General features: G+C 66.9%; 10 protein-coding genes. 4 read left to right on the top strand and 6 right to left on the bottom strand.

Going from position 1 to position 13,549, the window contains the following annotated elements; all coding sequences use genetic code 11:
• Positions 1-36: 36 nt before the first annotated feature.
• On the bottom strand, positions 37-1,674 hold the full coding sequence (locus Q9246_RS17755) for a methyl-accepting chemotaxis protein (RefSeq protein ID WP_306391988.1): 1,638 nt from the start codon (positions 1,672-1,674) through the stop codon (positions 37-39).
• A gap of 225 nt (positions 1,675-1,899) precedes the next feature.
• A complete protein-coding gene (locus tag Q9246_RS17750) occupies positions 1,900-3,600 on the bottom strand; it encodes a methyl-accepting chemotaxis protein (protein WP_306391986.1) in 1,701 nt (566 codons plus the stop codon).
• 218 nt (positions 3,601-3,818) lie between these two features.
• On the opposite strand from Q9246_RS17750, the gene Q9246_RS17745 reads away from it, so the two are divergent.
• Together Q9246_RS17745 and Q9246_RS17740 are read left to right on the top strand one after the other, a co-directional pair.
• Positions 3,819-4,349 (top strand): GNAT family N-acetyltransferase, encoded by a 531-nt coding sequence (locus tag Q9246_RS17745; RefSeq protein ID WP_306391984.1) that lies wholly within the window; start codon positions 3,819-3,821, stop codon positions 4,347-4,349.
• 120 nt (positions 4,350-4,469) lie between these two features.
• A complete protein-coding gene (locus Q9246_RS17740; RefSeq protein WP_306391982.1) occupies positions 4,470-7,010 on the top strand; it encodes a hybrid sensor histidine kinase/response regulator in 2,541 nt (846 codons plus the stop codon).
• Between the two features lie 31 nt (positions 7,011-7,041).
• Here the strand turns inward: Q9246_RS17740 and Q9246_RS17735 are convergent, their stop codons facing one another.
• Positions 7,042-8,676: a M28 family peptidase gene (locus Q9246_RS17735; protein ID WP_306398216.1), complete on the bottom strand. Its 1,635-nt coding sequence runs from the start codon at positions 8,674-8,676 to the stop codon at positions 7,042-7,044.
• A 195-nt stretch (positions 8,677-8,871) separates the two neighbouring features.
• On the opposite strand from Q9246_RS17735, the gene Q9246_RS17730 reads away from it, so the two are divergent.
• On the top strand, positions 8,872-9,171 hold the full coding sequence (locus tag Q9246_RS17730; protein WP_306391981.1) for a putative quinol monooxygenase: 300 nt from the start codon (positions 8,872-8,874) through the stop codon (positions 9,169-9,171).
• A gap of 504 nt (positions 9,172-9,675) precedes the next feature.
• Here the strand turns inward: Q9246_RS17730 and Q9246_RS17725 are convergent.
• Positions 9,676-10,326, bottom strand: a complete 651-nt coding sequence (locus Q9246_RS17725) for a YitT family protein (protein ID WP_306391980.1) — start codon at positions 10,324-10,326, stop codon at positions 9,676-9,678.
• Positions 10,327-10,634: 308 nt separating this feature from the next.
• Positions 10,635-11,567 (bottom strand): LysR substrate-binding domain-containing protein, encoded by a 933-nt coding sequence (locus tag Q9246_RS17720; RefSeq protein WP_306391979.1) that lies wholly within the window; start codon positions 11,565-11,567, stop codon positions 10,635-10,637.
• A gap of 90 nt (positions 11,568-11,657) precedes the next feature.
• Between Q9246_RS17720 and Q9246_RS17715 the strand changes: the two genes are divergently transcribed.
• Positions 11,658-12,740 (top strand): tartrate dehydrogenase, encoded by a 1,083-nt coding sequence (locus Q9246_RS17715; protein ID WP_306391978.1) that lies wholly within the window; start codon positions 11,658-11,660, stop codon positions 12,738-12,740.
• A gap of 39 nt (positions 12,741-12,779) precedes the next feature.
• On the opposite strand, the gene Q9246_RS17710 is transcribed toward Q9246_RS17715, so the two are convergent.
• Positions 12,780-13,544 carry a sulfite exporter TauE/SafE family protein gene (locus tag Q9246_RS17710; RefSeq protein WP_306391977.1) on the bottom strand — a complete coding sequence of 255 codons (765 nt, stop codon included), beginning with the start codon at positions 13,542-13,544 and terminating at the stop codon, positions 12,780-12,782.
• Positions 13,545-13,549 lie beyond the last annotated feature (5 nt).

The raw sequence follows: 13,549 nt of genomic DNA, 5'->3' as shown, positions 1-13,549 counted from the left end.
GGCTTGCCGTTTTTTTTTTGGCGTTTCGCGGATCGTCTAGCACGCCGCCGCGGCGGGACCGGCGACCGCTGGGCGCCTCGCCGCTGACGGCTGCGCGACCGGCTTGCGCGCCTCGCCGCCCTGGCCGGCATCGATCCGGAACACCGCCACCGCCTGCGCCAGCCTGGCCGCCTGCTCCTGCATCGCCTGCGAAGCGGCGGCGGTTTCCTCGACCAGGGCCGCGTTCTGCTGCGTGCCTTCGTCCATCTGCGCCACCGCGCCGTTGACCTGCTCGATGCCGGCGCTCTGCTCCTGGCTGGCAGCGCTGATCTCGCCCATGATATCGGTCACGCGGCGCACGCTGTCGACGATCTCTTCCATCGTGGCGCCGGCCTGCGCCACCAGCATGCTGCCAGCGGCCACCTTGTCGCCCGAATCGGCGATCAGCCCCTTGATTTCGCGCGCCGCGGCCGCCGAGCGCTGGGCCAGGTTGCGCACCTCGGTCGCCACCACCGCGAAGCCCCTGCCCTGCTCGCCGGCGCGCGCCGCCTCGACCGCCGCATTCAGCGCCAGGATATTGGTCTGGAAAGCGATGCCGTCGATCACGCCGATGATGTCGCCGATCTTGCTGGACGACGCCTGGATCGCGTCCATGGTGTCGACCACCTGGTGGATCACGTCGCCGCCGCGCGCTGCCACGCCGGACGCCGACGCGGCCAGCACGGTGGCCTGGCGCGCATTGTCGGCGTTCTGCCTGACGGTCGAAGTCAACTCTTCCATCGACGACGCGGTTTCTTCCAGCGCGCCGGCCTGCTGCTCGGTGCGGCTGGAGAGGTCCTGGCTGCCCGCGGCGACCTGGCCGGCGGCCACCGCGATGGCGTCGGTGCCCGAGCGCACGGCGCCCACGGTGCGCGCCAGGCTGGCGTTCATGGTCTTGAGGGCCTGCAGCAGCTGGCCCGTCTCGTCGCGGGCCGTGACCTCGATGCGGCTGGTGAGATCGCCCGCCGCCACGGTATTGGCGACTTCGAGCGCGCGCGCCACCGGGCGGGTGATCGAGCGCGTGATCCAGATCGCGATCGCCGCCGCCAACGCCAGCGCCAGCAGGCCCAGGCCCCAGGTCTGGCGGATGGTGCTGGCATAGGTCGCGGCCGCGTCGCGCGCCGCCGCTTCGCTGAACGCCTTCTGCAGCGCCAGCTCGGCGCCGGTCGCCTCTTTCAGAATGCCCAGGCGCGGGCGCAGCTCGTCGAGCAGATAGGCCCTGGCCTGCTCGTCCTGGCCGGCGTCGAGCAGCCGCACCAGGCCATCGACGCCGGCGAGGTAGCTGGCGCTGGCCGCTTCCATGCGGCGCAGGATGCCGATCGATTCCGGATGCGCCATCAGGGTCGGTTCGATCTCGGACAGGGTCGTGCCCAGCGCCACGCGTGCGGCGTCGATGATCGCAGCCTGCTGGCGGCGGTCGGCCGGATCGGCGTTGAGCAGCATATTGCGCATGGCGATGGCGATGGTGCTGATCTGGGTCTCGACCCGGTTGCTCATTTCGATCGCCGGCAAGCGGTGTTCCACGATGTCGCGGGTGCCGTTGTTCAGGCGCAGGATGGAGGCATTGCCAAGGGCGCTGATCAGGACCAGCATGAAGGCGACGATGCCGAAGCCCAGCGCCAGGCGTTTTCCAATACTCAGGTCTGCTAATTTCACGAGAACTCTTCCTTATTGCTAAACATGTCATTGCTATTTCTGTTAAGCAACCAGGGTAAGTTCTAGTGCGTACAATAACGATGCATGCACGCTAACGAATGGGCAATGCTGGCGTCATCGTCTTTTTTTCTGGACGATGAGCCATGTTTTTTGACATGCGGGTATGTCAAAAAATAAAAAAACGGCAAGCCGAAGCTTGCCGTCGTCGTCATGCCGGGTCGTGGATCAGAATTCTTCCCACTCCGCCGTCTCTGCCTTGGCCTGGCGTGGCGCCGGCCGGGAAGCAGGAAGGGGACGCACCGCCGGCCGCGCCAGGGCGACTGACGCCGGCGCCGCTGCCAGCATTCCTACCGACGCGGTCGACGCCGCCAGCAACTGCTCGCCATCGATCCGGAACACCGACACCGCCTGCGCCAGCCTGGTCGACTGCTCGCGCAGGGCCGCCGCTGCGGCCGCCGCTTCCTCGACCAGGGCCGCGTTCTGCTGGGTGCCCTCGTCCATCTGCGCCACCGCCACGTTGATCTGCTCGATGCCTTCGGTCTGCTCCAGGCTGGCGGCGCCGATCTCGGACATGATGTCGGTCACGCGGCGCACGCTGTCGACGATCTCCACCATCGTGGCGCCGGCTTCGGCCACCAGCCGGCTGCCGTCGGCCACCTTGCCGCTCGAGTCGCCGATCAGGCCCTTGATCTCGCGCGCTGCCGCCGCCGAGCGCTGGGCCAGGTTGCGCACCTCGCTCGCGACCACGGCAAAGCCGCGTCCCTGCTCGCCGGCGCGCGCCGCCTCCACCGCCGCATTGAGCGCGAGGATATTGGTCTGGAAGGCGATGCCGTCGATGACGCCGATGATGTCCGTGATCTTCGCCGATGAAGCGTGGATGGCGTCCATGGTGCCCACCACCTGCTCGATCACCGCGCCGCCGCGCGCCGCCACGCTGGACGCGGCTTCGGCCAGCACATTGGCCTGGCGCGCATTGTCGGCGTTCTGGCGGACGGTCGAGGTCAGCTCTTCCATCGACGACGCCGCTTCTTCGAGCGCCGACGCCTGCTGCTCGGTGCGGCTCGACAGATCCTGGCTGCCGACCGCCACCTGGCCGGCGGCCACCGCGATGGTGTCGGTGCCGATGCGCACCGTGCCCACGGTGCGCGCCAGGCTTTCGTTCATGGTCTTCAGGGCCTGCAGCAACTGGCCCGTCTCGTCGCGCGAGGTAACCTCGATGCGGCTGGTCAGGTCGCCCGCGGCGACCGTGTTGGCGACGTCCAGCGCCCGCCCCAGGGGCTGGGTGATCGAACGGGTGATCAGCCAGGCCACCGCGGCCGCCAGCGCCAGGGCGGCCGCGCCCAGGCCCCACATCAGCGTGCTGGTGCTGCGGTAGGTGGCCTCGGCATCGCGCGCCGCCCGGTCGGCGATCTCGTTCTGCAAGGCGGTCTGTTCGGCGGTCGCGCCCTTCAGGCGCACCAGCAGCGGCCGCAGTTCTTCGCTCAGCAAGGCGCGCGCCGCTTCCATCTCGCCGGCGGCGATGTGCTTGATGATGGCGTCCTGGCCCGTCCTGTACAGCGCCGCTTCCTTGTTCATGCGCTCGAGCAGGTCGGCCGCCTTCGGATTCGACAGCGCATCCTTCAACTGGTGCAGGATGTCGTCCATCGCCGCACGCGAGGCCATGATGTCGCGTACCTGGCGCTCGCGGTCGGCGGCATCGTCGGTCAGCAGCATATTGCGCAGCGCGATCGCGACATTGTTGATCTCGGCCTGCATCCGGTTGGTCAGCGCGATGCGCGGCATGCGGTTATGGACGATCTCGTCGGTGCCGGCATTGATCCGGCCCAGCATCGCATTGCTCGTCACGATCATGAGCACCAGCATGGCGCAGATCAGGCCATAGCCCAGGGCCAGGCGCTTGCCGATTTTCAGGTTGGTCAGTTTCATCTTGTGTGGATTTGCTGAGTTTCTAGAAGGAAAGAAGTTACAGACATCGTTCCTTGCTGTCGATGGACAACTGCTAAGAACTGTAAATTTTCCTGTTTATCCGGTTTAACTATGGCGCGCTTGCAACGGGTTTGACCCGCACTTTGTAAATATGTAATGATCAGTTGGCATGCATTGTGCTTTGGAAATAATCATCCGCCATCGAACCAGGAGCTCCCATGATCATCCGCCGACTCGACCCGCGCACCATCGCCGACCTCAGGCCGCAACTGGCCACGCTGCTGCTCGACGCCGTCGCCGATGGCCATTCGCTGGGCTTTCTCAACGGGCTCGACCAGGACCAGCTGGATGCCTACTGGCAGGGCGTGGCGGACGAGGTCGGCGCCGGGCGGCGCGTGCTGCTGGCGGCCCTGCGCGATGGCGTCCTGGTCGGCAGCGCCCAGCTCGACCTGTGTCTCAAGCCCAATGGCCTCAACCGCGCCGAGGTGCAGAAGGTGCTGGTGCATTGCACCGAGCGCCGCCAGGGCATTGGCACCGCCCTGATGCAGGCGCTCGAGATCGAGGCGCTGGCCCTGCGCCGCGGCCTGCTGTTCCTGGACACGGCGGCCGGTTCCGAGGCCGAGGAGCTGTACCGCAAGAGCGGCTACCAGCGGGTCGGCGAACTGCCCGACTATGCCTGCACCCCGAACGGCCGCTGGCATCCGACGGCGATCTACTACAAGACCTTGTTCCCGCGCCATCGCGCCTGAGTCACCCGGCGTGGCGCCTGCCACACGCCAGTCAGAACTGGCGTGTGTACCGGCGGGATTGCGCGTAGAATCGCCCGTTCAAATGTTCTGGAAAGCAATGTGACCGGCGCCTCATCCACCATGACCCGCAGACCGCTCCGGGCCTACCTGCTCTGGCTCGTCCTGGCGACCCTGCTGCCGGGCGTGGTCGGCGCCTCGCTATTGTTCATCCACCAATACGAGAAAAGCCGCTCCCAGTTCGAGCGCAACACCATGCACACGGTGCGCGCACTGGTGCATACGGTCGACAGCAAGCTGCTGCACGCGCAGGCGATCGCCCAGACCCTGTCGACGCTCGACACGCTGGCGACGGGCGACTTCGCCCGTGTCTACCGCCAGGCGCGCGAGGCGCTGGCCCTGGCCGGTCCCGGCATGACCGCCGTGTTGCGCGACCACACCGGCAGGCAACTGTTCAATACCAGCGTGCCTTATGGCGTGGCGCTGCCGGACGACCGCTCGGCGCAGCTCGACATGGTGATCGCCAGCGGACGGCCTTCGGTGTCGAACCTGTTCATCAGCCGCGTCACGCAACAGCCGACCGCCAGCATCGACGTGCCCGTGTTCGTCGATGGCCGCATCAGCCACGTCCTCAGCATCCGGATCCGGCCCGACTATTTCAAGGACATGCTGACGCCGAAGTCGGTGCCCGAGGGCGCACGCGCCTCGGTGTTCGACCGCAGCGGCGTCATCTTCGCGCGAAATATGAACCACGAGCAGTTCGTCGGACGCCGCGTCACCGCACCCCTGTACAACGCCATGCAGGTGGCGCGCGAGGGCGTGACGCGCTCGATCTCCCAGGAGGGGACGGAACTCCGGACCTTCTACTCGCGCTCGGAACAGAGCGGCTGGTCGGTCGGCGTGGGCGTGCCGCGGGCAGCGCTGAACCAGGCGCTGTTCGAACCGCTCCTGCTGCTGGTCGGCGGCATCGCCCTGCTGTTCGGGGCCGGCCTGCTGCTGGCCTGGCAGATCGGCGGCCGGCTCGCAAGCTCGGTCCAGGCCCTGACCATGCCCGCGGTGGCGCTCGGCAAGGGCGAGACCCCGCCGCGCTTCACGCAGGTGCACGTCAAGGAGGCGGCCGAGGTGGCCGAGGCGATCGGCGCCGCCTCTACCCTGCTGGGCGAGCGCGCCCAGGCGCTGGCGGTCAAGGAAGCGGAGCTGCGCGACGCGCACCGCATGGCGCGCTTCGGCACCTGGCATCTGGTGCTGGCCACCGGCGCGGTCGAGACCTCCGAGTCGGTGCCCTTCATCTACGGCCGCGAGGTGCAGCCGTTCGCCCAGCAGCGCGGCACCCTGCTGCCGGAAGAATCCTGGGCGCGCGTCGACGCGCTGCTGCGCGAGCTGGAACGCGATGGCGGCAACGGCCGCCTGCAGATGCAGGTGCTGCACGCCGAAGGCCACCGGATCTGGGTCGACGTGCACTGCGAAGCGGTGCACGATGCCGATGGGAGGGTGACGGCGATCCGGGGCACGATCCAGGACGTCACCGACCGCGTCAACGCCGAGGAGGGCTTGCGCGAGGCCGACCGGCGCAAGAACGAATTCCTGGCCATGCTGGCGCACGAACTTCGCAATCCGCTGGCGCCGATCGCATCCGGAGCGCAGCTGCTGGGCCAGGACAAGCTGGACCCGGCGCGCACGCGCCAGATCAGCGCCATCATCGCGCGCCAGGCGCGCCACATGGCCGGCCTGGTGGACGACCTGCTGGACGTGTCGCGCGTGACGCGCGGCCTGGTCGCGCTGTCGAAGACCCGGATCGACATCAACGAAGTCGTGCTGGAAGCGCTGGAACAGGTGCAGGAGGGACTGCAGCAGAAACGCCACCGGCTGGAAACCGCCCTGCTGCCGGCGCCGGCCTGCGTGATGGGCGACCGCAAGCGCCTGGTGCAGGTGGTGGGCAATGTGCTGCACAACGCGGTCAAGTTCACTCCCGCCGGCGGCAGGGTGAAAGTGGCGCTGGAACTCGGCGAGAAAGAATTGCGCGTGGTCGTCCAGGACAATGGCATCGGCATGCTGCCGCACGAGCTAGAACGCGCCTTCGAGATGTTCGTGCAGGGCGAGCGCACTCCGGACCGCACCCAGGGAGGCCTGGGCATCGGGCTGGCGCTCGTGCGCAGCCTGGTGCAGCTGCACGGGGGCAACGTGCGGATGGAGAGCCCCGGCCAGGGCCTGGGCAGCACCTTGACGATCACCCTACCGCGCTGCGCGGACCAGGGCGCGCAGCGCGACGCGGACGGCCTCGCGAAGGCGGCGGTGGAGCGGCGATTGAAGGTGATGGTGGTGGACGACAACGTCGACGCGGCCGAGGTGCTGGCGATGTACGTCGGCGCAGCCGGTCACGAGGTGGCAGTCGAGCACGACCCGTTCGCGGCGCTGGAACGCGCCGCGGCGTTCGCACCCGACGCCTGCCTGCTCGACATCGGCCTGCCCGGCATGGACGGCCACGAACTGGCGCGCCGCCTGCGCGCCCTGCCCGCCACCGCGCAGGCGCTGCTGGTGGCGGTGACTGGCTACGGCCAGGCCCAGGACCGCGAGGCCAGCAGCCGCGCCGGCTTCGACCATCACCTGGTGAAGCCGGTCGACATGGGCGAGCTGGAGCGGATCCTGGCTGCGGCCAGGGCCTGAGCGGTTTGCTCAGGGTCCGCCCAGTCTCCGCTCAGCGCTTCACGCTGCCGAAGGCTTCGCCCTTCTTCCAGGTCGGCATGGCCGGCGCATTGGCGACCGCGTAGCCGAGGTTGAGCGTGAACTGGGCCTGCTGCACCATGCCCGACAGGTCCCATTCGGGACGGTATTCGTCGCTGACCTGGTGGTAGTGGTCCTTGAAGCCTTTCATGTTGGCGCTCGACGCGTGCTGGTGGTGCTCGAACTCGAAGTGGCCGTCGCCCGAGAACACGGCCGAACCGACATTAAAGGCCGGCACGCCGGCCTTGGCGAAGGCGAAGTGGTCGGCGCGGAAGTAGGCGCCCGACAGGTCGGGCACGGCCGGCGCGATCTTCAGGCCCATCGCTTTCGCCACCTGCTGCGACGTCTCGTACAGCGAGCTGCGCTCGGCGCCGGCCACGCCGATGTCCCTGGTGCGGCCGACGAAGTTGAGGCTGTCCAGGTTCAGGTCGGCCGCGGTCTGCGCCAGCGGCCACACCGGCTTGGCGACGTAGGCCGCGGCGCCCAGCAGGCCCTGCTCCTCGGCCGCCGGCCACAGGAAGATCTGGGTACGCTTCGCCGGCTGCTTGACGGCTTCGGCGGCCATCGCCAGCAGCGCCGCGGTGCCCGAGGCATTGTCGATCGCGCCGTTGTAGATGCGGTCCGCCTTGGGATCGTCGCCCGGTTTGGCGGCGGCCATGCCCATATGGTCCCAGTGCGAGGAATAGACGACCGCCTGCTCCTTGAGCTTGGGATCGCTGCCGGGCACGATGCCGACCACATTGTATTCCTCGACCTGGCGGATGGCCGAGCGCAGCGCGACCTTGGCCGCCACCTTCAGGTCGACCGGGCGAAAATCGCGGCGCTCGGCCTGGGCGCGCAGCTTGTCGAGGTCGTGGCCGCCGGCGGCGAACAACGCGCGCGCAGTGTCTTCGTGCAGCCAGCCTTCCATCTGGTTGCCATGGCCCTTGAGGCCGAAGCGCTCGTTGCCGAAGCCGTTGGCCGGCACGCTCCACGGATACGAGGCCGAGGGCGTGGTATGGATCAGCAGCACGCCGGCGGCGCCGCGGCGCGCGGCTTCTTCATATTTGTAGACCCAGCGGCCATACCAGGTATAGGCCTTGCCGGCGAAGCGATTCGGCTCCTCGGCCGTGGGTTGCGGGTCGTCGACCATCATGACCAGGATCTTGCCCTTGGCGTCCAGGCCCTTGTAGTCGTCCCAGTTTTCTTCCGGCGCCGTGGCGCCGTAGCCGACGAACACCAGCGGAGCGTCGAAGGCGACGTTGTCCTTGCCGCTCCTGGTGCCCATCACGATGTCCTTGCCGAGTACCGGCGTGAAGGTCTTGCCGCCGGCGCTGAAGGTGGCGCTGCCTTCGAGCAGCTTGCTGCCCTCGATCTCGACCTTCTGGCGATAGCCGCCGCCGGGAATCGGCTGCAGGCCGACCAGTGCGGCCTGGGTCTCAAGATAGCGCACCGTCAGCAAACCGCCGCGCTGCCCGGTGCCGCGGCCCTCGAACAGGTCATCGGCCAGGAACGACAGGTGCGCGCGCAGCGCGGTCTCCGAAACGGCGGACGGCTGCTGCGCATGCGCATTCGATGACAGGGTAAGGACGGCGGCGCCGGCCGCCAGGGCAAGAAGGGAAAGTCGCATCGTGTTCATGACAATCTGATGAAAAAAGCCATCTTAACCCAGTAAAGAAATATACTGTTGGCAACCCCACCTTTGGTCACGGAGGCCGCCGCCATGCCCGTATCCCGCCGCACCGCCATGAGCACGCTCGCCCTGCTGCCGCTGGCCCCCCAGGCCGCGCCAACGACCACACCGACCTCAACGGAGAACCCCCGCATGTACGGACTCATCGGAAAACTGCGCGCCCACCCGGGCCAGCGCGACGCCCTCATCGCCATCCTGCTGGAAGGCACCGCCGCCATGCCCGGCTGCCTGTCCTACGTGATCGCGAAGGACAAGGCCGACGCCGACGCCATCTGGATCACCGAAACCTGGGACAGCGCCGCCAGCCACAAGGCATCGCTAACGCTCCCATCAGTCCAAGCCGCCATCACCAAAGGCCGCCCCCTGATCGCCGCCTTCACCGACCGCTTCGAAACCGAGCCCGTCGGCGGCCACGGCCTCCCCCAACAATAACGCCCTCAACAATGAGGGTCAGAGTAGATTTATTGAGCAATTCCCCAAAGTTGTCAAAGAATTCGACTCCGACCCTATTTATCTGCGGCCGACTTTCCTAAATGCTAAATTAGGGTCAGAGTAGAATTATTGTGCAATTCTCGCCTTGGCAGACCGATTTATTTCCGCACCTCACGCAAACGCGTATCACGCCGCCGTTTTCCTCTGAAGATATTCTCTTCTATTAAATAACTTCGCGATAGAAATAGAAAAATATCGCAGCATAAAAGATTAATTGTCGAGTCCCGTTTGATCATAAACTCGTTTAACGAATAATATGTCCACCAAACCCGGGCCACCTCAGAGTAAAATTGTTTGCCAATTTTTCAGAATCAATTGACGAATAATTTTACTCTGACCCTACTTATTCTGTTGCGTGATTCTTGGCATCTGCCTGGAGGCATTAACCGCGGATCAAGCCGGGCAATTGCCCAATAAATCTACTCTGACCCTAATTGGGAGAAGTTAGCTGCCGAAGTAGCGGCCGGCGCGGTGCCAGGCCATGACCATGCTGCTCATGGCGATGGCGCTTACTGCTGACCAGCCGACCAGTTGCGGGGCGACCAGGGCCAGGGCAAGAAGGAGGATCACGCTGTCGATCATCACCTGGGTGCGGCCGGCGTTGATGCCGTATTTTTTTTGCAGCCACAGGGTCACGATGCCGGTGCCGCCGACGCCGGCGCCGTGGCGCGCCATGGCCAGGATGCCCATGCCGCAGAAGGTGCCGCCGCCCAAGGCCGCCACCGCGGGGTGGATGTGGCCGATTACCAGCACGTGCGGCATGATCTTGAGCAGGGCCATGATCATGGCGCTGCCGGCCAGCGACTTCAAGGTGAAGATCGGGCCCATGAACAGGTAGCCGAACAGGAAGAACGGGACATTGATCAGCATGAACAGCGTGCCGACCGACATGCCGCTCACATAGGAGGAGAGTAGCGCGATGCCGGCCACGCCTCCGGTGATCAGCTGGGCCGCCTGCAGCAGCACGATGCCGATCGCGACGAACAGCACGCCCACGACGATCCCGTAGACGTCGTCCAGCAACGAATGCGGCTTAACCACGACGGCGCGCGGGCCCGGCGTCGCCGGACCCGGGAACATGGCGGACTGGCTCATCCGCGTACCGCCACATCGGCATCGATGGAAGCGTGCGCCACGCGGACGGGGAGTTCCCGCCTGGAGGCCGTGCAGGGGAAAGCGGCAAGCGTCGAGCTGGAGTTCATGTTCCTTGCGATAGTCTGGTAACCGGGATGCTGGTGCGCCTCGTGAGCGCAAAAGGCCGAAACCCACGCGGTACGGTGCGCTTCGGCCCGCTATTATCGCTCATGTTGCGCCGCAATGTCGATACGCTTGACATCTACGCGTGCAGGAATGGAAACAGGCGCGAAACAGCCTTGTGCAGCGCACTATTCCGGTGCGCGCATTCACTGTTGGGGTGCGGGTTCGGCGCTGCCACCGTCCCTGCCCGCCGCCAGCTCCCGCTCCAGGAATTCGACACACACCCGCACCTTGGCCGAATTACCGAGCCGCTGCGGATACACCGCCCACACATTGGCTTCCTGCGTGTACTCGGGCAGCAGCTGCACCAGCCGCCCGGCGTCGAGATGGCGCTGCGCATGCCAGCGCGAGCGCAGGATGATGCCGGCGCCGTCTAGCGCCCAGCGCAGCGCGATCTCGCCGTGGTTGGTCGACAGCGCGCCCGACACCTTCACCGTCTCGTCGACGCCGCGCGCGCGCAGCCGCCACACGCCGAACGGATGGTCGCGCTCCTTGATCACCAGGCACTGGTGGCCCGATAGTTCCTGCAGCGCGCGCGGCGCCCCATGCCGCGCCACATAGCCCGGCGCCGCGCACAGGATGCGGTGGTTCGCCATCAGGCGCCGCGCGATCAGCTGCGGCGCGATCTCGTCGCCGATGCGCACGTCCAGGTCGAAGCCTTCGGCCACCGGATCGACCAGCCGGTCGAACACCTCGAAGCGGATCTGCAGCGCCGGATAGGCGCGCGCCAGCTTGGCGATGGCCGGCGCCACCACGTTGCGCCCGAAGCCGAAGCTGCTGCAGATGCGCACCCGCCCGCTGGGCGCGCGGCGCCGCGCCGACACCTCGTCGACCAGCTCGTCCAGGCTGTCCAGGATCGTCTGGGCGCGCCCGAAGGCCTGCTCGCCATCCTCTGTGACGACCACGCGGCGCGTGGTGCGCTGAAACAGCCGCACGCCCAGCGCGTCTTCCAGCACCCCGATGCGCTTGCTGACATAGGCGGCCGACATGCCCAGCTCCACGGCCGCCTGCGCGAACGAGCCCTTGCGCACGACGGTCACGAACACCCGCAAGTCGTCATTCCCCGGCAGATTGTTCACGCTTCGTGTTCCTCGATGCCACAAAAAGGCACATTATAAACAGGGCGTTTCCGATTATGCTGGACCCACCAGTCCACAGGAGAAAGCACCATGAAGACCCACAAGATTGCAGTCATCGCCGGCGACGGCATCGGCAAGGAAGTCATGCCCGAGGGCCTGCGCGCCCTGGAAGTCGCGGCGCGCCGCTTCGGCATCGGCCTCGAATTCACCACCTTCGCATGGGCCGACTGCGACTACTACGCGCGCCACGGCCAGATGATGCCGGACGACTGGCGCCGGCAGCTGGACGGCTTCGACGCCATCTACTTCGGCGCCGTCGGCTGGCCCGACACGGTGCCCGACCATATCTCGCTATGGGGCTCGCTGCTCAAGTTCCGGCGCGAGTTCGACCAGTACGTCAACCTGCGCCCGGTACGCCTGATGCCCGGCGTGCCCTGCCCGCTGGCCGGCAAGAAGCCGGGCGACATCGACTTCTACGTGGTGCGCGAGAATACCGAAGGCGAATACTCCTCGGTCGGCGGCAAAATGTTCGAAGGGACCGAGCGCGAATTCGTGCTGCAGGAATCCATCTTCACCCGCCATGGCACCGACCGCATCCTGCGCTACGCCTTCGACCTGGCCCAGCGCCGCCCGAAGAAGCACCTGACCGCCGCCACCAAGTCGAACGGCATCTCGATCTCGATGCCCTACTGGGACGAGCGCGTGGCCGCCATCGGCCAGGAATACGGCGACGTCAAATGGGACAAGTACCACATCGACATCCTGTGCGCGCGCTTCGTGATTTCGCCCGAGCGCTTCGACGTGGTGGTTGCCTCGAACCTGTTCGGCGACATCCTGTCCGACCTCGGCCCGGCCTGCACCGGCACCATCGGCATCGCACCATCGGCCAACCTGAATCCGGAACGCACCTTCCCGTCGCTGTTCGAGCCGGTGCACGGCTCGGCGCCTGACATCTACGGCCGCAACATCGCCAACCCGATCGCCATGATCTGGTCGGGCGCGATGATGCTCGAGTTCCTGGGCCAGGGCGACGCCCGCTACACCGCCGCACACGACGCCATGCTGGCGGCGATCGAGAAGTGCCTGCTCGAGGGCCCGCGCACGCCGGACATGGGCGGCACGGCCAATACCACCGAGGTGGGCCAGGCCGTGGCGCGTTATCTGGAGCAGTGAGCTGGAACCCTGAGGTGGAAGCCTGAGCGGCGCCGCGCGTCAGGCGCCTGTGGCCAGCATCGCGACCGCCGCCCCCACCAGCACCGTGCAGAACGCCATGCGCAGCAAACGCTGCGGCAAGGTGTGCGCCAGGTGCACGCCCCACGACACGGTGAGCACGCCGCCCAGCGCCAGCGGCAGGCCGACCTGCCAGTCGACCGCCCCGCTATGGCCGTAGGTCGCCAGCGCCACGAAGGCGCCCGGCACCACCAGCGCCAGCGCCATGCCCTGGGCGCGCGTCTGCGACATCTTGAACAGGCTCACCAGGGCCGGCACCACCACCATGCCGCCGCCGATCGTGAAGAAGCCCGACACCACGCCGCTGGCGACGCCGATCACCGGCATCAGCCGGCGCGGCACCGGCTTCTCGGGCGGCGGAGGCACACCCGTCTTGCGGCGCGATGGCCAGCCGAAGTACAGGGCCAGCGCCAGCAGGAACAGCGCGAACGCATAGTGCAGCAGTTGCGCATCGATCCCGACCGCGAGCCGCGCCGCCAGCCAGGCCGACCCGATCGAGCACAGTCCCGCCAGCGCGACCGGCCGCAGGTCGACCGGATGCTTCTGGTGATAGCGCCAGAAACCGATCGCCACGTTGGGCGCGATCATCACCAGCGCCGTGCCCTGGGCCAAGTGCTGGTTCATGCCATATAACAGGCCCAGCACCGGGATGGCGATCAAACCGCCGCCGATGCCCAGCATGCCGCCGGCCAGGCCGAGCGAGGCGCCCAGGCCGAAATTGAGTGCCAGGTCGATCAAGGAAATCATGGGAA

Origin of the sequence: Telluria beijingensis (assembly GCF_030770395.1) — a bacterium.
GTDB lineage: Bacteria > Pseudomonadota > Gammaproteobacteria > Burkholderiales > Burkholderiaceae_D > Telluria > Telluria beijingensis.
The sequence above is the reverse complement of the archived record's forward strand: the minus strand, read 5'-3'. Positions and strand labels throughout refer to the sequence as shown.